Below are 18,271 nucleotides of genomic sequence, written 5' to 3' on the forward strand. Positions count from 1 at the left end.
TCCCCCGCTTCGCGAGTCGTGCACGCCGGAACCACGCTGGACGCCCCGGAACTGCTCGCGCAGGTCCACCGCGCCGCGCGGCTCATGCCGCCCGGCTCGCGAATCGCGCTGGACGGCGGCAATGCGCTGACCCGGTTGACCTACTTCCTCGCCGCCGACCTGGCGGACTGCGCAACCCTCCTGATCGAGCCGACCTGGACCCCGCACGAGCGAGCCGAAGTCCTGGGCGCCGCCCGCCCCACCCTGGTAACCACCCCGAGACACCTCGAACGACCCACCAACCCGGTCTGTCCGGGCGAACGCCTGGAGTGGGACGACCGGACGCAGTTCTACCTGGCGACCACCTCGGGCAGTGGTGGGGTGCCGAAGGTGTTGGTTCGGAGTCGGGGGTCTTGGCTGCGCAGCTTCGCGGCGTTGGACCTCGGGCTGGATTTCCGGGATCGGGTGCTCATCCCCGGACCGCTGAGCTCGTCGCTGTTCCTCTTCGGTGCGCTGCACGCGCTGCACGCGGGCGTCGATGTGCACCTGCTGGACAAGTGGTCGGCGGCCGAGGCCGCCGAGGCATCGCGGCAGGCCACCGCGATCCACCTGGTGCCCGCGATGCTCGCCGCGCTGCTGTCCGTCCTGGAGCGCGATCCGGTGCTGCGCGCCGAATGCGGTTTGCGGACGGTGGTTTGCGGTGGGGCGCGGGTCGACGATGCGCTTGCGGAGCGACTCGCCAAGGTGCTGCCGGGCTGCGAGCTCGTCGAGTACTACGGTTGCGCCGAGCACTCGCTGATCGCGATTCGGCGGGGCGGCCCGCTGCGGCCGGTCGTCGACGTGGAGGTGCGCGATCCGGTCGACGGCGTCGGCGAGTTGTGGGTCCGCTCCCCGCTGGCCTTCGACGGCTACCTGGCCAACGGCCGGATCGTGCCGCCGCGGTCACCGGACGGTTGGTCGACCGTGGGCGACCGCGCGGTGCGGCATCCCGATGGTTCGCTGGAGATCCTCGGTCGCGCCAGCTCGACGATCAACAGCGGTGCCCAGCTCGTCGACGCGGAAGAGGTCGAATCGGTGCTGCGCGGCGCAGCAGGCGTGCTCGACGTGCTGGTTTCGGCGACCCCGCATGCCAGGTTCGGGGAACTCGTCACGGCGATCGTCGAAATCGATCCGGTCGCCCCGCCGACGCTGCGCACGCTGCGCGCCAGGGCCCGCGAAGCGCTGGAACCGGCGAAGCGGCCCCGGCGCTGGCTGGCCGTGCGGGAACTGCCGCGAACCGCATCCGGCAAACCCGCCCGCGCGCTGGTCGCACAGCGGCTGCGCGCCGGGACCTTCGCCGCGGAGCGGCTGTGAACCGGACTCCGGTGGTGATCGCGGCGCGGCGCACGCCGATCGGCGAGAACGGCGGCGTGCTGCGCCACCTGTCCGTCGATCGGCTGGCCGCGCCGGTGCTGCGCGCCGTCCTAGACGACGCCGGAGTGGACACGGTGGACGACGTGCTGCTCGGGAATGTGCTGGGGCCGGGCGGAAATCCGGCCCGGGTGGCGGCGTTGCGCGCCGGGTTGGGCGAGACCACGCCGGGCATGACCATCGACCGGCAGTGCGCGAGCGGGCTCAGCGCGATCACCACCGCGGCCGCGATGATCCGCGGCGGGGTTGGGGACTGGTTTCTCGCCGGTGGCGCGGAGAGCCCGTCGACGGCACCGTGGCGGGCGTGGCGACCGCGTTCGGCGGCCGAGCCGCCCCGCTTCTACGATCGAGCGCCCTTCGCACCGGCCGAGATCGGCGATCCGGAAATGGGACCGGCGGCGGACCTGGTGGCGGCCGAGGCGGGGATTTCGCGGCAGCGCCAGGACGTTTTCGCCGCGCGCAGCCACGCGCGCGCCGTCGCCGCGCAGCAGGCCGGGCGCTTCGACGCCGAACTGGTGCCGATCGGCGGCGCCACCGCGGACCAACGGCCGCGCGGGGGTTTCACCGCCGAACGGCTGGCCCGCTTCCGCCCCGCGTTCACCCCGGACGGCACCGCGACCGCGGCGAACTCGTGCGGGATCAGCGACGGGGCCGCCGCCGTGCTGATCACCACCGAAGCGCAGCGCCGCCGCCTCGGTGTGCCGGGCCTGCGGCTGCTGGACTGGCGCACCTCGGGTGTCGACCCGAACCGGCTCGGCTTGGGTGCGGTGCCCGCGATGCGCGAACTCCGCGAGCGGTACAGCCCGGCGGTCGTCGAGTTCAACGAGGCCTTCGCCGGGCAGGCGTTGGCCTGCCTGGACGCGGCGGGGATCGACGAGCGGTTGGTCAGCCCGGACGGCGGGGCGATCGCGCTCGGCCACCCGTGGGGCGCGTCCGGCGCGGTGCTGGTGGTGCGGCTGTTCAGCCGGATGGTGCGGGCGGACGGGCCGGGCATCGGCCTGGCGGCGCTGTCCTCCGGCGGTGGGCTCGGGGTGGCCACGATGTGGGAGCGAGTGGATTGATCGAGTTCGAGGAAGTCGGGCACCGCTACGACGAGCGCACCGTGCTGGCGGGGGTGAACCTGCGGCTCGCCGAACAGCGCGTCGCGTTCGTCGGTGCGAACGGATCGGGCAAGTCCACCCTGGCCCGGATGATCAACGGGTTGGTGCACCCCAGCAGCGGGCGGGTGCTGGTCGACGGGGTCGATCCGGTGCGCGACGGCCGAGCGGTGCGGCGGCGGGTCGGGTTCATCTTCACCCACCCGGACAGCCAGATCGTGATGCCCACGGCCGGTGAGGACGTCGCGTTCTCGCTGCGCGGGCAGGGTCTTTCCAAGGCCGAGCGGCAGCGTCGAGCGGCGCAGGTGCTGGCCCAACACGGGCTGGACGGCTACGCCGACCATCCCGCGCACCAGCTCTCCGGCGGCGAGAAGCAGTTGCTGGCGCTGTGCTCGATGCTGGTGCTGGAGCCGGACGTGCTGGTCTGCGACGAGCCGACGACGCTGCTGGACCTGCGCAACAAGCGGCACTTCGTCGAGGTGCTGCAGGGGCTGGCGCAGCAGGTGGTGCTGGTCACCCACGACCTGGACCTGCTGGGCGGCTTCGACCGGGTCGTGGTGCTGGACGCGGGCCAGGTGGTCGCCGACGACGAACCGGCTGCCGCGATCCCGTTCTACCGGGAGCTGGTCGGGTGACGCCGCTCGGTCTGTACCAACCCGGCGCCAGCGTGCTGCACCGGCTCGGCGCGGGTTGGAAGCTCCTGGGGCTGCTGGTCTTCGCGGTGCTGACCTTCGTGCTGTCCTGGCCGCTGGCGCTGGCCGGATGCGTGCTCGGCGTCGCGGCCGCGTACCTGCTCGCCCGGATCCCGCCGCGCCGCTGCTGGCAGGCGAGCAGGCTGCTGATTCCGTTGCTGCTGCTGGTGTTCCTGCTGCAGTGGTGGATGCTCGGGCTGGACAGGGCGGCCGTGGTGTGCCTGCGGCTGCTCGCGGCGCTCGGCGCGGCGAACCTGTTCACCCTGACCACCAGGGTGGATGACCTGGTCAGCGCCGTGGAGCGCGGTCTGCGGCCCACCCGGCGCTTCGGCGTCCGGCCCGAACGGGTCGGGCTGCTGGTGGGGTTGACGATCCAGGCGGTGGCGGCGCTGTCGACGATCGCGACGCAGGTGCGCGACGCGCAGCGGGCCCGAGGCGCCGAGCGCTCCGTCTCGGCCTTCGCCGTGCCGTTCCTGATCCGCACCCTGCGCCACGCCGACGACCTCGGCGAAGCCCTCGCCGCCCGAGGCGTCGGCGACGACTGGAGTTCCGGGCATCAGGACCGCAGGTAGGCCAGCACCGCGAGGACCCGGCGGTTGGTGTCCTCGGCCGGGGGCAGGTCGAGCTTCGCGAGGATGTTGCCGACGTGCTTTCCGACAGCGGCTTCGCTGACGACCAACCGCCTGGCGATCTCGGAGTTGGAGTGCCCCTGCGCGACGAGGGCGAGCACCTCGTGTTCCCGCGCCGACAGCGCGGCCAGCGGATCGCGCTGCCGGTTCAGGAGTTGGCGCACCACCTGCGGGTCGACCACGGTGCCGCCGTCGACCACCTGCCGAAGCACGCCGACGAAGTCCTCGACGTCGACCACCCGGTCCTTGAGCAGGTAGCCGACCCGCTCGCCGCGGCCCGAGTCGAGGAGTTCGGCGGCGTAGCTGCGTTCCACGTACTGGCTGAGCGCGACCACGGCGAGTTCGGGATGCGCGCGGCGCAGTTCCACCGCGGCGCGCAGCCCCTCGTCGGTGAACCCGGGCGGCATGCGGATGTCGGTGATCACCAGATCGGGCGCGTGTTCGGCGACCGCGGTGCTCAGCGCCTCGGCGTCGCCGACGGCGGCGACGACCTGGAAGCCGAACCTGTCGAGCAATCCGGCGACGCCTTCCCTCAGCAGCACGCCGTCCTCGGCCAGCACTACGCGGATCGGACTTCGCACGGCAACTCCACGCGCAACAGGGTCGGGCCGCCGACCGGACTGGACAGGAACATCTTGCCGTCGAGCGCGGCGACCCGATCGGCGAGGCCGGTCAGCCCGGTGCCGCCCGCCAGATCGGCGCCGCCACGTCCGTCGTCGGAGATCTCCACTGCGAGCACCCCGGCGAGGTGCCGCGCGGTGATCGACGCGGTGGTGGCGGTGCTGTGCTTGGCGATGTTGGTCAGGGCCTCCGCTACCACGAAGTACGCCGTTGCCTCGACGTGGCTGGAGAACCGGCCCGCGAGTTCGGCGCGGACCGCCACCGGGATCGGGCAGCGGTCGGCGAGTTCGCCCAGCGCCGCCGGTAGGCCTCGGTCGGTGAGCACCCTGGGGTGGATGCCGTGGACCAGCTCGCGCAGCTCGGCCATCAGCTGCTTCGCCTGCTCGTGCGCGTCCGCCACGTTCTGGTGCGCCGGGGAGGTCGACGGAACGTCGAGCCTGGCGAGGCCGAGTTGCAGCGTGAGGCCAACCAACCGCTGTTGTGCGCCGTCGTGCAGATCGCGTTCGATCCGCCGCCGCTCGGTCTCGAAGGCGTCCACCAGGCGGGCGCGGGATCGCGACACCTCGACCAGTTCGGTGCGCAACCGCTCGCCGCTGTCCTGCAGCAGGACCCGTGCCACCGCGGCGTGCACACCGGCGAGCGAGGCCAGCAAGTACGGGACGGCGGGGAGCACGACCAAACCGGCCAACGCGTACCAGAGCGCTTCGCCGACGGTGCCGACGGTGCCGAAACCGACTGCCACCGGCCCGTTTTCGCCGAGCACCAGCAACGGGCTGAGCAGGAACATCAAGATCACGAGCACGATCCCGAACACCGTCGCATAGGCCACCGGAGCGGCGGTGAGCAGCAAGGTCGCGTAGGCGACCTCGCGCCAGGTCCCCGCCGCCAGGTATCTGGCGCGCAACCGGTGCCACGGGTTCGCGGTCGCCGAAGGCCGGTGGTCGCAACCGATCGCCGGGCAGCCGATCGGTCGAGTGTCGACGAGCCGCAGCCGCCACCGTTCGATCCTCGCCAACGGTATCGCCAGCAGCGGAGCGCCCGCCGCGAGCAGCCCGCAGCCGACGGCGCCCGCGACGAGCATCCTGGCGGGCGACGCGGATCCCGGATCGGCCGCGGCCAGCACCACCGATGTCCACAGTAGACACGGAAAGGCCGCGACGGCCACCACCGGCGGTGTGCCGAGCAGGTAGCCGAGCGAGCGCCACGGCCAGGTGCTGAGCAGAAAACGGCGCTGCCGCAGCGATTCCAGTGGGGTTGCAGGAGACACGGACAGAGAGCTAACCAGAGGGCGGCGGCCGGATCAGCGGGGCTGGCCGTAGTCCTCCGGGTAGCTCCAGCCATACCCCGATTCGGGCGGCTGCGCGTAGTGACCGGCCCACCGGTCCGTTGATCTGCTGATGGCATGACGACCTCGCACCTCGACGTGCCCCCCGAGAAACAAGCCGAGAAACAAGCCCCGTTCACCGGCGTTCTGGTGTTCGTCCTGCTCGCCTTCGGCCTCGCGTGGGCGAGCATGTTCGGCGCGGCGTCGCTGGGCTTCTCCATGGTCAATCCGCTGGTGCAACTGCCGTTCGCGCTCGCACCGGCCGTCGCGGCGTTCATCGTGCGGCGCTGGGTGACGCGGGAGGGCTTCGGCGACGCCGGGCTGGCGCTGCGGCTGCGAGCCAGCTGGCGCTACTACCTGGCGGCCTGGCTCGGGCCGTTCGTGCTGGCCGCGGGAACCTTCGCGGTGGCCGCGGCCAGCGGGGTGTGGCAGCCGAGCTGGTCGCAGCTGCCCGGTTGGCCGGTGGTGTTGTCGCTGCTGGTGCTCGTACCGGTGCTCACCCCGTTCTTCTGGGGCGAGGAGTTCGGTTGGACCAGCTACCTGCGGCTGCGCCTGTTCCCCGACCGGCCGCTGCGGTCCACGATCGCAACGGGGCTGATCTGGGCGGTCTGGCACTACCCGCTGGCCTTCCTTGGCTACATCGAGTTCGGCAACGTCGCGCTGGGCCTGCTGGTGTGGACCGCGTCGTTCGTCTGCCAGGAGATCGTGTTGAGCTGGCTGCGGATCCGCAGCGGCAGCGTGTGGGTGGCCAGCCTGGGGCACTGCGGCAACAACGCGGTGATTTCGCTGCTGGCGACCACGGTGCTGACCGAGGGCGCGGGCCTCGGCGCAACACTCGTCACGGCACTCGCCGCCACCCCGATCGCGGTGGCCGCGGGCTGGATCATCCTCAGCGGACGCCTGCGACCCACCCCGCCCCCAGCGGCACCAGGCCGTATCGCGGAGCCGGGCCGCATCGCGGAGCCGGGACTTTAGCCCCTGGCATCGCCGCCCGAACCGTGCTGATACTCGTCGTTACCGGGGAAACCCGGCGACCAGCCCGAGGATGCAGTGGCCATGACGACCGATCAGGCCGCCAATAGACCTAGCGATCGAAAGATTGCAAAACATTCTCGGGCTTGGCCTATGTCTGGCCCCAGATCCGGCTCCGATTCCCAATCAGGTGACGAGTGAAGGGCACCTTTTACCAACTATGCCGGTCAAAGGTGCCCTTCACTCCGCTCTGATCGCCGCTCCGATCGTGGGCCACTCGGCTAGGACTGTGACGGTTCCTGGGGTTACTTCGGTGAAGCCCGCGTCGCGGACGACCGCGACGTGGTGCTGGCGCCAGGCCGTTTCCGCGTCGTCGCGCGGGTGCAGGCGTGCCCAGGTGTCGGCGTCGGCTTGGCGCACCGCGCAGCGGAAACCGTCGTCCGCCCAGCGGTCCAGTTCGGCGTCCATTCCCGTGCCGTGCAGCAGCGACGCCAGGAACATCGTCGCGTGCCCGGCCTGCGCCGCGGATTTGCCCGCGCTCATCGGCACATCGGGGTTCAGCCACAACCTCGGCACATCCGGCGCGGGCGGCCCCGGCTCGTCGGCGGCCAGCTCGCTGCCCGAGATCTGCAACCGGCTGAGCTCCTTGGGCATGTCCGCCACCCGCATCGGCAGGAACGCCCGCACCTCGGCGTTGCCCACCGAAACCGTGCGGCCGGGCAGCGACTGCACGGCCTCCCAGTGCGCACCGCGCGCCCGCCGCGCCACCTTGCGGATCCGCCCGCAGATCCAGGTGCGCATCGCGTCGTGCCACTCCCCACCCGGCTTGCAGCGCTCGTCGAGGCACACCTCGATCGCCGCGGCGGCGGCGGCCTCCAGCAGCGCCGTGCGGTCCGCCGGTTCGCGGCGCTCGATCCGCAGCACCATCGGCATCAGGACCACGTTCTCCGGATCCTCGTCCGAGGTGTCCGCGGTGGCCGCCCCGGGCAGCGCCAGCCACGAGGCGTACCGGGCGATCAGCGGATCCAGCACGCCATACGGCCGGGCAGCAGCAACGTCGTCACCGAACACACGTCGATTATCCGGTCCGCGGCCACCGAATTCGCGCCGCAGCGCCCGACATCACACGTCCAACGGCACTCGGCGCAGCACGCCGTCCTCGGCGTCCGCGGCCTCGATCTCGGCGCGGGTGACACCGAGCACGAACAGCACGGTGTCCAGGAACGGGTACGACAACGCGGTGTCGGCGACCTCCCGCAGGGCCGGTTTGGCGTTGAACGCCACCCCGAGCCCGGCGGCCGAGAGCATGTCGATGTCGTTGGCCCCGTCGCCGACCGCCACGCACTGGGCCGCCGGAACACCGAACGACTCGGCGAACCGGCGCAGCGCCTTGGCCTTGCCCGGCCGGTCCACGATCTCCCCGATCACCCGGCCGGTCAGCTTGCCGTCCACGATCTCCAGTTCGTTCGCGGCGCTAAAGTCCAACCCGAGCTCATCGACCAGCTGGTCGATGATCTGGGTGAACCCGCCGGAGACGACGCCGGTGTGGAAGCCCAGCCGACGCAGCGTGCGGATGGTGGTGCGGGCGCCGGGCGTGAGTTCCAGCTCCGCGGCGACCTCGTCGAGCACCGTGGCGGGCAGGCCCGCCAGCACCGCGACCCGCTGCCGCAGCGACTCGGCGAAGTCCAGCTCGCCGCGCATCGCCGCTTCGGTGATCTCGCGGACCTGCGGCGCGCAACCGGCGTGCTCGGCGAGCATCTCGATGACCTCGCCCTGGATCAGCGTCGAGTCCACGTCGAAGACGACCAGCCGCTTGGCCCGCCGGGACAGCCCGGTGCGCTCGACGGCCAGGTCAACCCCGGTGCGGGCGGCGATGTCGGCCATCGCCGAGGTCAGCGCGTCGTCCGAATCCTCACCGGTGTCGGGCGCGCTGACCTGCAGTTCCAGCCCGGTCACCGGGTAGTCGGCGACCCGCCGGATGGAGTCGATGTTGACGTTGATCTCGGCCAGGCCGCGGGCCACCGCGCTGAAGTTCCGGGCGGTCACCGGCTGCCCGAGCACCACCACGACGTGCGTCGAGGGGTTGCCGTGGCCGTCCTCCGCACCGATGGCCACCTCGACGGTCATGCCGACGGTGGCCATCGCCTGTTCGACGGCCTCCTGGAGCTGCTCCGGGTCGCGCTCGGTGGCCACCAGCACCCCCAGCACCAGCCGACCGCGGATCACCACCTGCTCCACGTCGACGATGTCCACGCCGTGCCGGGTCAGTGCGGCGAAAAGCACGGAGGTGACCCCCGGCTTGTCCTTCCCGGTCACGGTGATCAGCACGGTGGTCGCGTTCACGACGGCGGTACTTCCTCTCTGCGGCACGGCCGACAAACGTCGGGCCCCGGCAGGCTCAGCCCGCCGGGGCCCATCGTCGAGCTAACCCAACCTTGGCACAGTTCGATTGTGCGGGGTTAGCACTAAGGTCACTTCTCGGCGTCCTCCGACGCGCTGACCACTGGCTTGCTCTCGTGCTTGTGGGCGAGGGTCTTGCCGGTGAGGCTCAGGTGTCCCTCCAGCCGCATGCGTTCCGCGATGTGCGGGTAGTGCAGCTCGAACGCCGGGCGCTCGGAACGGATCCGGGGCAGCTCGGTGAAGTTGTGCCGCGGCGGCGGGCAGGAGGTGGCCCACTCCAGGGAGTTGCCGTAGCCCCACGGGTCGTCGACCGTGACGACCTCGCCGTACCGGTAGCTCTTGAAGATGTTGTAGAGGAACGGCAGCATCGAGGCGCCCAGCAGGAACGCGCCGATCGTGGAGATCGTGTTCAGCGTGGTGAACCCGTCGGACGCCAGGTAGTCGGCGTAGCGCCGCATCATGCCCTCGTTGCCCAGCCAGTGCTGCACCAGGAACGTGGTGTGGAAGCCGATGAAGGTCAGCCAGAAGTGCAGCTTGCCGAGCCGCTCGTCGAGCATCCGGCCGGTGATCTTCGGGAACCAGAAGTAGATGCCCGCGAAGGTGGCGAACACGATCGTGCCGTAGAGCACGTAGTGGAAGTGCGCCACCACGAAGTAGGTGTCCGAGACGTGGAAGTCGATCGGCGGCATGGCCAGCAGGACACCGGTGAGACCGCCGAAGAGGAAGGTGACCAGGAAGCCGACGCTGAAGAGCATCGGCGATTCGAAGGTCAGCTGCCCCTTCCACATGGTGCCGATCCAGTTGAAGAACTTCACCCCGGTCGGGACCGCGATCAGGAACGTGGTGAACGCGAAGAACGGCAGCAGCACCGCGCCGGTGGCGTACATGTGGTGCGCCCACACCACCACGGACAGGGCCGCGATGCCGAGCGTTGCCAAGACGAGGCCGGTGTAGCCGAACAGCGGCTTGCGGCTGAACACCGGGAAGATCTCCGAGACGATGCCGAAGAACGGCAGCGCCACGATGTAGACCTCCGGGTGGCCGAAGAACCAGAACAGGTGCTGCCAGAGGATCACGCCGCCGTTGGCCGGGTCGAACACGTGCGCGCCGAGGTGGCGGTCGGCCATCAGGCCCAGCAGCGCGGCGGTCAGGATCGGGAACGCCAGCAGGATCAGCAGGCTGGTGACCATGATGTTCCAGGTGAAGATCGGCATCCGGAACATCGTCATGCCCGGCGCGCGCAGGCAGATCACGGTGGTCAGCATGTTGACCGCGCCGAGGATGGTGCCCAGACCGGATACCGCGAGACCGGCGATCCACATGTCCGCGCCGTGGCCCGGCGAGTGCAGGGCGTCGGACAGCGGGGTGTAGGCGAACCAGCCGAAGTCGGCGGCGCCGCCCGGCAGCAGGAAGCCGCTGACGACCATCAGGCCACCGAAGAGGTACAGCCAGTAGCCGAGGGCGTTCAGCCGCGGGAACGCGACGTCCGGGGAGCCGATCTGCAGCGGCAGGATGTAGTTGGCGAAGCCGAACAGGATCGGGGTCGCGTACAGCAGCAGCATGATCGTGCCGTGCATGGTGAACAGCTGGTTGTACTGCTCCTGCGACAGGAACTGCAGCCCCGGCTGGGCGAGTTCACCCCGGATCAGCATCGCCATCAGGCCGCCGACCAGGAAGAACGCCATCGACGTGACCAGGTAGAGGATGCCGATTTGCTTGTGGTCCGTGGTGCGGAACATCCGCGCCAGGAACGACCCCTTGACCGTTTTGCGCACCGGGTATGGGCGCGTGGCGATCGGCTGTGGCGCGACGGCCGTCACGGTGCCTCCTGCACTGATCCCTTTGAAACCTCTTCTTCGGACCCGGCTGGGGTCCGCCCCGACCCGGTTCGGGCCGGTTGGCAGCAATGCGGCGCCCTGCGTTGCAGACCGGTCGCAATGCCTGCCGACTGCGGATACTAGTCCGGTCCCCCGGCTGGACTTCGGCCGGGCCGTAGCCACCCTATTCATCGCGCCGGGGCCCGTCACTGGCAGTGAGATCAACCCGACAGGCGGCGCAGCGCGGTGGGCTGCGGCGACGTCGCCCGCAACCGCCTGCGGGGCGCCGGATAGCCTACGGGGCAACAGGTCCGGCAGCCCGCCCGCGATCAGCCGCTACCGATCAACGGGGCCGCCCTGGGACGACGTCCACCAAACCCTGGAGGGGAAGCACGTGCGGAGGAGCACGATCATCGGCGCCGTGCTGGTCGGCGGTCTCGCGCTTGCGGGCTGCACGCCGAACGAGGAACCCAGCGACCAGCCCCCGGCCCCCGGCACACCGCCGCCCGCGACCGCGCAGCAGCACGCCGGGCAGCACCCGACCGGTTCGACCGGTGAGCACGCCGAGGCGGATCGCGAGTTCGCCCAGGAGCTGCTCGCCAACCGGCAGCAGGTGCTGGAGCTGGCCGGATTGGCCGAGAGCAACGCGGCCAGCGCGGAGGTCAAGGCGCTGGCCACCGAACTCCAGCAGGCGACGCAGCCGCGGGTCGACCAGCTCAGCACGTTCCTGGGCTCGGCGGCCGGTCAGTCTTCCGGACCTCCGGAGGATGCGGGCGACGACGACAGCGGCCTGCAGACGCCGCAGCAGATGCAGCAGTTGCAGCAGCTCTCCGGCGCGCAGTTCGACCAGCAGTGGAAGCAGGCGATGCTGTCGCTTCAGCAGAGCGCCGGGCAGCTGGCCCGCGCCGAGCAGCAGGACGGCTCGGCGCAGGAGATGCGCACCCTGGCCGAGGAGTTCGTCGCCGAGGAGCAGGCGACGTTGGACAAGCTCAACGCGCTCGTCTGACCGAACTCGTAGCTCGTCGACGAAGGGCACGTCCCGCCAAGGGATCTGGCGGGAGGTGCCCTTCGCGCTGTCCCGGCCGGGTCTTCCCGCTTTGCCCTTGGAGCACGGAACCTACCGCAAGTAAGCTACCGTCCGGTAGATAACTCGCGGGCGCCACGTACCTGGGGAGTGCACATGCCGAACGTGTCCGGAAAAGTCGTCCTGATCACCGGTGCCGCGCGGGGGATCGGCGCGCAGACCGCGCGGGAGCTGGCCCGGCGCGGGGCCCGGCTCGCACTGGTCGGCCTGGAGCCCGCCGCTCTCGAAGCGGTGGCCGCGGAGCTGGGCGACGGCCACTTCTGGGTCGAGGCCGACGTGACCGACGCCGACTCCATCGGCGCCGCGGTGTCCCGCACCGCCGAGCGGCTGGGCGGCATCGACGCGGTCATCGCCAACGCGGGAATCGCGCCGATCGGCACGATCCGCAGCAGCGATCCGGGTGCGTTCGTGAAGACCATCGACGTCAACCTGGGCGGCGTCTTCCACACCGCCCGCGCCGCGCTGCCGCACCTGATCGACCGGCGCGGCTACCTGCTGGTGGTCTCATCGCTGTCGGCGTTCGCCCCGATCGGCGGGATGGCGGCCTACACCGCGAGCAAGGCGGGCGCGGATGCCCTTGCCAGTGCGATGCGTTCGGAAGTCGCGCACCTCGGCGTGGCGGTGGGCAGCGCGCACCCTTCGTGGATCGACACCGACATGGTGCGCGACGTCGCGCACGATCTGCGCAGCTTCCACGCGATGCGCAAGCGGTTGCCGTGGCCGATGCGCGCCACCACCAGCGTCGAGGACTGCGCAAGGGCCTTCGCCGACGGTGTGCAGCGCCGCGCCCGCCGGATCTACGTGCCGCGCGCGATCATGCTGATGCACTGGCTGCGCAATGTGCCGTCGTCGCGGCTGGTCGAGTGGCTCATGCAGCCGACGCTGCGCCGCCTCATCCCGAAGATGGAGCAGGAGGTCGCCGACCTCGGCCGCTGCATGAGCGAACGCAACCAGGAAATCCAGTCCTGATCCACCGCACGCCGCGAAATCCTGTGCTGGCGGCGGGGTTTCAGCGTAAGCGCTGCTCGGTGAGCACGGGCCGCCGCGCCGGACGGACCCGCCGCCGGATCGGTGTCCCGCGGTAGCGCTGCCGCTCCCGCTCGATCTTGGCGATCAGCAGCCACACGGTCTGGTCGTTGTGACCGGTGGCGCTGTGCTGCGGACGCCCAGGATGCCCGGCGGCGATCCAGCGCGGCATGCGCACCACCAGCCCGCCGACGGTGGCGCCGATCGCGTTGCACACGACGTCGTCGGTGGATGCGACCCGGCCGGTGATGGCCAGGAACTGGATCAGCTCGATGGCGGCCGCCACCACCAGCCCGCCGAACGCGATCTTGCCGATGCTGTCGAACCACCGCACCCGCTGCGGGATCAGCATGCCCAGCGGCAGCAGCAGGACGAGGTTCCCGGCCAACTGGACCCAGGGCTGCGAATCGCCGGGGTGCGCGGCCAGTGCGATCGACACGTCCTTGCCGAGATCCGGCCGGATTCGCTCAGCCGATGGTTGCTGCGGGGTGAAGACCAGATATCCGACGCACAGCGTCGAATACACCAAGGCCGCGTCGATCAGCGGTTCGCGCGGCGCGAATCGCGGCGCGGAATAGTTGCGCAGCACCGCCGATCCGACTGCCACCAATAAGGCAATCGGCAACAGGATCGTCACCGCCGGGACGAATCCGTCGAAAGCCACGATAATCTGCTGCATGCCCGCCGCACTTCCTCTGGCCGCCAGCGCCAGAACAACGCGGATACCGGCGAATTCACACTCCACTGTGGATTGTCCGGTAACCTGGACCCGTTGGGAATGTTCATTTCCAGCGGTCGGCGTTGACCGATAACTGCAAGGACATCAGGGGCTGGTGGCGGCCGGGCATCGCCTCGGGGTGCTGCGACGCCCGGCCGCCATTGATCCCTGCCGCGGCGTCGCGGCAGGTTGGGGGTGTTGTGGTGATGCGACAAGCCATCCGGTGCGGCGACGTCGTAGTCGGGGTCCGACGCGCGCCTGCCGCATGCCCTGCCTCCACCACTCCCCCGCGTTACTGGCGTGAAGATCCGAAATCGACTCGGTTGCGATCGAACATAACGGCCGCCCCAGAAGCCTCCAGCGCCCTGGCAAAAACCCGCCAGTCCGCAACGAGACGTCCACTGGGGACAATTAAGACAATGGAAAGATGCCGCGATCTGCGCTTATGCCGAGCGGGTCGGCGTTACGGAAGACAACCGCCGATAATTCCCACAATTCCCAACGCCACACACATGCCGAGCATTGTGAATTCCGCGTAACCGGCGATGAACGCGGCAGGGAAAAAACCGCAACGGTCCGCGATCGCGAGAGCACCCGAGGCGCGGGCTTTCCGGGAGCCGACGTACGCCCTGCGCACCATCGAGGCCAGTGGCCATCCGGGCCGGGTACGAGGTGGCCGCGACCTACCGGCTGGGGCCGATGCCGTCAAACCACGCCACGACACCTTAAAACGGCGCGTGGCCCGTCCGTCCCGGTGCAGCCGGGCGAACGGGCCACGCAGCGCTGCTCAGTCCTTGTTGCGGCGGAACAGGCGGAGGATCGGGTCGTAGCGGCGGTCGGCCACCCGTTCCTTCAGCGGGATCAGGGCGTTGTCCGTGATTTGGATGTTCTCCGGGCAGACGTCCGTGCAGCACTTGGTGATGTTGCACAGGCCGAGGCCGTGATCGCCGCGGGCGTCCTCCGGGCGGTTGTCCGCCGCGTCCAGCGGGTGCATCTCCAGCTCCGCCACCCGCATCAGGAAACGCGGGCCGGAGAACGACTCCTTGTTGTCGTCGTGGTCCCGGATCACGTGGCAGGTGTTCTGGCACAGGAAGCACTCGATGCACTTGCGGAATTCCTGCGACCGCTGCACGTCCACCTGCTGCATCCGGTACTCGCCCGGCTCCAGCTCCTTCGGCGGCGCGAACGCCGGGACCTCACGGGCCTTGACGTAGTTGTAGGACACATCGCAGACCAGGTCCTTGATCAGCGGGAACGTCCGCATCGGGGTGACCGTGATCGTCTCGGCCTCCTCGAAGACCGACATCCGGGTCATGCACATCAGCCGGGGTCGGCCGTTGATCTCCGCCGAGCACGAGCCGCACTTGCCCGCCTTGCAGTTCCACCGCACCGCCATGTCCGGGCACTGGGTGGCCTGCAACCGGTGGATGATGTCGAGCACCACCTCACCCTCGTTGACCTCGACGGTGTAGTCGCGGAGCTCACCGGCGTCGGCGGAACCGCGCCACACCCGGAAGTGCGCCTGGTATCCCATCAGAGTCCCTTCACCTGGACGTCTGCCAGCTCTTCCTCGGTGTAGTACTTGCCCAGCTCTTCCAACCGGAACAGGGTCAGCAGGTCGTCGCGCATCGGCAGCTGCGACTCCTCGGTGACGTCGATCCGGTCGGCTCCCAGGCCGCACACCAGCAGCTTGCGGCGCCACTTCGAGTCCATCGTCGGGTGGTCGTCGCGGGTGTGGCCGCCGCGGCTCTCGGTGCGCTGCAACGCCGCGCGCGCCACGCATTCGCTGACCAGCAGCATGTTCCGCAGGTCAAGCGCCAGGTGCCAGCCCGGGTTGAACTGCCGGTTGCCCTCCACCACCAGGTGCTTGGCGCGCTCCCGCAGATCCGCCAGCCTGTCCAGCGCCTGCTTCATCTCCTCGCCCCGGCGGATGATCCCGACCAGGTCGTTCATCACCTGCTGGAGCTCGGAGTGCAAGGTGTACGGGTTCTCCGCTTCCGGGGAAACCGCCGCCTCGAAGGGATCCTGCGCACGATGCGCGGCAGCGTCCACATCGGACTCGATGATCTTCGGGCGGTCGGCGAGTCCGGCCAGGTACTCGACCGCGCCGGTGCCCGCGCGGCGGCCGAAGACCAGCAGGTCGGACAGCGAGTTGCCGCCGAGCCGGTTGGATCCGTGCATCCCACCGGCCACCTCACCGGCCGCGAACAGGCCGGGCACCCGCGACGCCGCGGTGTCCGGATCCACCTCCACGCCGCCCATCACGTAGTGGCAGGTCGGCCCGACCTCCATGGATTCCGCGGTGATGTCCACATCGGCCAGTTCCTTGAACTGGTGGTACATCGACGGCAGTCGCTGGGTGATCTTCTCCGCGGGCAGCCGGGTCGCGACGTCCAGGAACACCCCGCCGTGCTCCGAACCCCGCCCTTCCTTGACCTCGTTGTTGATCGCGCGCGCCACCTCGTCGCGGGGCAGCAGTTCCGGCGGGCGGCGGTTGTTGTCCGGGTCGTCGTACCAGCGGTCGGCCTCGGCCTCGTTGTCCGCGTAGTTGTCCTTGAAGACCTCGGGGATGTAGTTGAACATGAACCGGTGGCCCTCGGAGTTGCGCAATACCCCGCCGTCGCCGCGCACCGATTCGGTGACCAGGATGCCCTTCACGCTCGGCGGCCACACCATGCCGGTCGGGTGGAACTGCACGAACTCCATGTTGATCAGCGACGCCCCGGCGCGCAGCGCCAGCGCGTGCCCGTCGCCGGTGTACTCCCAGGAGTTCGAGGTCACCTTGAACGACTTGCCGATCCCACCGGTGGCCAGGATGACCACCGGGGCCTGGAACAGCACGAACCGCCCCGACTCCCGCCAGTACCCGAACGCGCCCGAAACCCGGCCAGCTTCCCGCGGGCCACCCGCACCAGCTTCCTGCGGGCCACCCGCACCCGAGCCCTGCGGGCCACCCGCACCCGAGTAATCCTTGAGCAGTTCAGTGACCGTGCACTCCTGGTAGACCTTGATCCGGGCCTCGTAGTCACCGTGCTCGGCGTGGTCTTCCTGTTGCAGCGACACGATCTTCTGCTGCAGCGTGCGGATCAGTTCCAGCCCGGTGCGGTCGCCGACGTGCGCCAGCCGCGGGTATTCGTGGCCACCGAAGTTGCGCTGGCTGATCCGCCCGTCCGGGGTGCGGTCGAACAGCGCGCCGTAGGTCTCCAACTCCCAAACCCGCTGCGGCGCTTCCTTCGCGTGCAGCTCCGCCATCCGCCAGTTGTTCAGGAACTTCCCGCCGCGCATCGTGTCGCGGAAGTGCACCTGCCAGTCATCGCGGGAGTTGACGTTGCCCATCGCGGCGGCGATGCCGCCCTCGGCCATCACCGTGTGCGCCTTGCCGAACAACGACTTGCACACCACCGCGGTGCGCAGGCCCTGCGAACGCGTCTCGATCGCCGCGCGCAGGCCAGCGCCACCAGCGCCGATCACGACTACGTCGTACTCATGCCGCTCGATCTCCACCATCGAAGTCCTTCTAGTTGAACAGTCTCGGATCCGGGAACGCGCCGCTGGCCACCAACATCACGTAGAGGTCCACCAACGCCACCGACACCAGTGACGACCACGCCAGCAGCATGTGCTTGCCGTTCAGCCAGGTCACCTTGTTCCAGAACCAGTACCGCACCGGGTGCTTGGAGAAGTGGGTGATCCGGCCGCCCACCAGGTGTCGGCAGGAGTGGCAGGACAGCGTGTACGACCACAGCAGCACGACGTTGACCACCATCAGCAGCGTGCCGAGCCCGATGCCGAAGCCACCGTCGGCGCCCCGGAAGGCGATCACCGTGTCGTAGGTGAGCACCGCCGCCACGACCAGCGCCGCGTAGAAGAAGTAGCGGTGCACGTTCTGCATGATCAGCGGGAACCGGGTCTCACCGCTGTAGCGGCGGTGCGGTTCGGCCACCGCGCAGGCCGGTGGCGACGCCCAGAACGACCGGTAGTAGGCCTTCCGGTAGTAGTAGCAGGTCAGCCGGAAACCGAGGACGAACGGCAGCACGAAGATCGGCGGCGGCACGAACGGGCCCAGGTCCGGGGCCGGTTGCCCCCAGTGGCTGGAGCCCGGCACGCACGCCGTGCTCAGGCACGGCGAGTAGAACGGCGCCAGGTAGTGGTACTCGGGAACCCAGTACCACTGGTTCATGAACGTGCGGATCAGGCCGTAGATCACGAAGGCCAGCAGGCCGAGGAAAGTGACCAGCGGCGGCAGCCACCACCGGTCGGTTCGCAGCGTGCGCACGGAGATCCGTGCCCGGCCAGCGGCGGTTGGGGGTGCGGACATTCGCGGACCTCGTTGTCGTGGGTTGTCCGGCGGTGCTCACCTGAGATCGCTCATTGTGGATTAACGGGTCGCGGCGCAGGTAGACCACCAAATGGCCCAACCAGTTCCGCCATTCCCCGCATCAAGCAATGATGCCAGGTGGCAAATCCCACATTCGAACCGGTCCTCTTGACACAACTAGTCC

General features: G+C 69.7%; 16 protein-coding genes. 7 read left to right on the forward strand and 9 right to left on the reverse strand.

The window, feature by feature from the left end; all coding sequences use genetic code 11:
• Nucleotides 1–18 precede the first annotated feature (18 nt).
• Genes ACTWQN_RS29975 through ACTWQN_RS29990 form a run of 4 tightly spaced genes read left to right on the forward strand, consistent with a single transcriptional unit; the run spans nt 19 to nt 3,750 of the window.
• Complete coding sequence (locus tag ACTWQN_RS29975) at nt 19–1,332, forward strand: AMP-binding protein (protein WP_443206959.1); 1,314 nt, start codon at nt 19–21, stop codon at nt 1,330–1,332.
• The gene (locus tag ACTWQN_RS29980) at nt 1,329–2,450 is read left to right on the forward strand and encodes a thiolase family protein (RefSeq protein ID WP_443206960.1); all 1,122 of its coding nucleotides are present in this window, start codon (nt 1,329–1,331) and stop codon (nt 2,448–2,450) included. The genes ACTWQN_RS29975 and ACTWQN_RS29980 overlap by 4 nt, the downstream gene beginning before the upstream one ends.
• A complete protein-coding gene (locus tag ACTWQN_RS29985) occupies nt 2,447–3,121 on the forward strand; it encodes an energy-coupling factor ABC transporter ATP-binding protein (RefSeq protein WP_443206961.1) in 675 nt (224 codons plus the stop codon). The genes ACTWQN_RS29980 and ACTWQN_RS29985 overlap by 4 nt, the downstream gene beginning before the upstream one ends.
• Nucleotides 3,118–3,750 carry an energy-coupling factor transporter transmembrane component T family protein gene (locus ACTWQN_RS29990; protein WP_443206962.1) on the forward strand — a complete coding sequence of 211 codons (633 nt, stop codon included), beginning with the start codon at nt 3,118–3,120 and terminating at the stop codon, nt 3,748–3,750. The genes ACTWQN_RS29985 and ACTWQN_RS29990 overlap by 4 nt, the downstream gene beginning before the upstream one ends.
• Here the strand turns inward: ACTWQN_RS29990 and ACTWQN_RS29995 are convergent.
• On the reverse strand, nt 3,735–4,376 hold the full coding sequence (locus ACTWQN_RS29995) for a response regulator (protein WP_443207004.1): 642 nt from the start codon (nt 4,374–4,376) through the stop codon (nt 3,735–3,737). The two genes, ACTWQN_RS29990 and ACTWQN_RS29995, sit on opposite strands and share 16 nt — an antisense overlap.
• Nucleotides 4,367–5,695 (reverse strand): sensor histidine kinase, encoded by a 1,329-nt coding sequence (locus ACTWQN_RS30000; protein WP_443206963.1) that lies wholly within the window; start codon nt 5,693–5,695, stop codon nt 4,367–4,369. The genes ACTWQN_RS29995 and ACTWQN_RS30000 overlap by 10 nt, the downstream gene beginning before the upstream one ends.
• A gap of 135 nt (nt 5,696–5,830) precedes the next feature.
• Here ACTWQN_RS30000 and ACTWQN_RS30005 point away from each other — a divergent pair, with 135 nt between their 5' ends.
• Nucleotides 5,831–6,727, forward strand: coding sequence for a CPBP family intramembrane glutamic endopeptidase (locus ACTWQN_RS30005; protein WP_443206964.1), 897 nt, complete (start codon nt 5,831–5,833; stop codon nt 6,725–6,727).
• Between the two features lie 237 nt (nt 6,728–6,964).
• Here ACTWQN_RS30005 and ACTWQN_RS30010 read toward each other — a convergent pair whose 3' ends face one another.
• The 3 genes from ACTWQN_RS30010 to ctaD form a co-directional block, all read right to left on the reverse strand.
• Nucleotides 6,965–7,795: an aminoacyl-tRNA hydrolase gene (locus tag ACTWQN_RS30010; protein ID WP_443206965.1), complete on the reverse strand. Its 831-nt coding sequence runs from the start codon at nt 7,793–7,795 to the stop codon at nt 6,965–6,967.
• Nucleotides 7,796–7,846: 51 nt separating this feature from the next.
• The gene (gene serB / locus ACTWQN_RS30015; RefSeq protein ID WP_443206966.1) at nt 7,847–9,067 is read right to left on the reverse strand and encodes a phosphoserine phosphatase SerB; all 1,221 of its coding nucleotides are present in this window, start codon (nt 9,065–9,067) and stop codon (nt 7,847–7,849) included.
• A gap of 128 nt (nt 9,068–9,195) precedes the next feature.
• Nucleotides 9,196–10,944 (reverse strand): aa3-type cytochrome oxidase subunit I, encoded by a 1,749-nt coding sequence (ctaD, locus tag ACTWQN_RS30020; RefSeq protein WP_443206967.1) that lies wholly within the window; start codon nt 10,942–10,944, stop codon nt 9,196–9,198.
• 391 nt (nt 10,945–11,335) lie between these two features.
• Between ctaD and ACTWQN_RS30025 the strand changes: the two genes are divergently transcribed.
• Nucleotides 11,336–11,947, forward strand: coding sequence for a DUF305 domain-containing protein (locus ACTWQN_RS30025; RefSeq protein ID WP_443206968.1), 612 nt, complete (start codon nt 11,336–11,338; stop codon nt 11,945–11,947).
• A 174-nt stretch (nt 11,948–12,121) separates the two neighbouring features.
• Complete coding sequence (locus ACTWQN_RS30030; RefSeq protein WP_443206969.1) at nt 12,122–12,994, forward strand: SDR family oxidoreductase; 873 nt, start codon at nt 12,122–12,124, stop codon at nt 12,992–12,994.
• A 40-nt stretch (nt 12,995–13,034) separates the two neighbouring features.
• Here the strand turns inward: ACTWQN_RS30030 and ACTWQN_RS30035 are convergent, their stop codons facing one another.
• From ACTWQN_RS30035 to sdhC, 4 genes are all read right to left on the reverse strand, one after another.
• Nucleotides 13,035–13,730: a VanZ family protein gene (locus tag ACTWQN_RS30035; RefSeq protein WP_443206970.1), complete on the reverse strand. Its 696-nt coding sequence runs from the start codon at nt 13,728–13,730 to the stop codon at nt 13,035–13,037.
• 826 nt (nt 13,731–14,556) lie between these two features.
• Nucleotides 14,557–15,303 (reverse strand): succinate dehydrogenase/fumarate reductase iron-sulfur subunit, encoded by a 747-nt coding sequence (locus tag ACTWQN_RS30040; protein WP_443206971.1) that lies wholly within the window; start codon nt 15,301–15,303, stop codon nt 14,557–14,559.
• A complete protein-coding gene (locus ACTWQN_RS30045) occupies nt 15,303–17,276 on the reverse strand; it encodes a fumarate reductase/succinate dehydrogenase flavoprotein subunit (RefSeq protein ID WP_443206972.1) in 1,974 nt (657 codons plus the stop codon). The genes ACTWQN_RS30040 and ACTWQN_RS30045 overlap by 1 nt, the downstream gene beginning before the upstream one ends.
• 10 nt (nt 17,277–17,286) lie before the next feature.
• Nucleotides 17,287–18,087, reverse strand: a complete 801-nt coding sequence (gene sdhC, locus ACTWQN_RS30050; RefSeq protein ID WP_443206973.1) for a succinate dehydrogenase subunit SdhC — start codon at nt 18,085–18,087, stop codon at nt 17,287–17,289.
• Between the last annotated feature and the right edge of the window lie 184 nt (nt 18,088–18,271).

The sequence above is a fragment of the Saccharopolyspora antiqui genome (assembly GCF_052246905.1).
In the GTDB taxonomy this organism is placed as follows: Bacteria; Actinomycetota; Actinomycetes; order Mycobacteriales; family Pseudonocardiaceae; genus Saccharopolyspora.

Coding starts and splice junctions, on each gene's coding strand:
- ACTWQN_RS30005 (WP_443206964.1), top strand. CDS start 5,831: ATGACGACCTCGCACCTCGACGTGCCCCCCGAGAAACAAGCCGAGAAA.
- ACTWQN_RS30030 (WP_443206969.1), top strand. CDS start 12,122: ATGCCGAACGTGTCCGGAAAAGTCGTCCTGATCACCGGTGCCGCGCGG.
- ACTWQN_RS30035 (WP_443206970.1), bottom strand. CDS start 13,730: ATGCAGCAGATTATCGTGGCTTTCGACGGATTCGTCCCGGCGGTGACG.
- ACTWQN_RS30040 (WP_443206971.1), bottom strand. CDS start 15,303: ATGGGATACCAGGCGCACTTCCGGGTGTGGCGCGGTTCCGCCGACGCC.
- ACTWQN_RS30045 (WP_443206972.1), bottom strand. CDS start 17,276: ATGGTGGAGATCGAGCGGCATGAGTACGACGTAGTCGTGATCGGCGCT.
- sdhC (WP_443206973.1), bottom strand. CDS start 18,087: ATGTCCGCACCCCCAACCGCCGCTGGCCGGGCACGGATCTCCGTGCGC.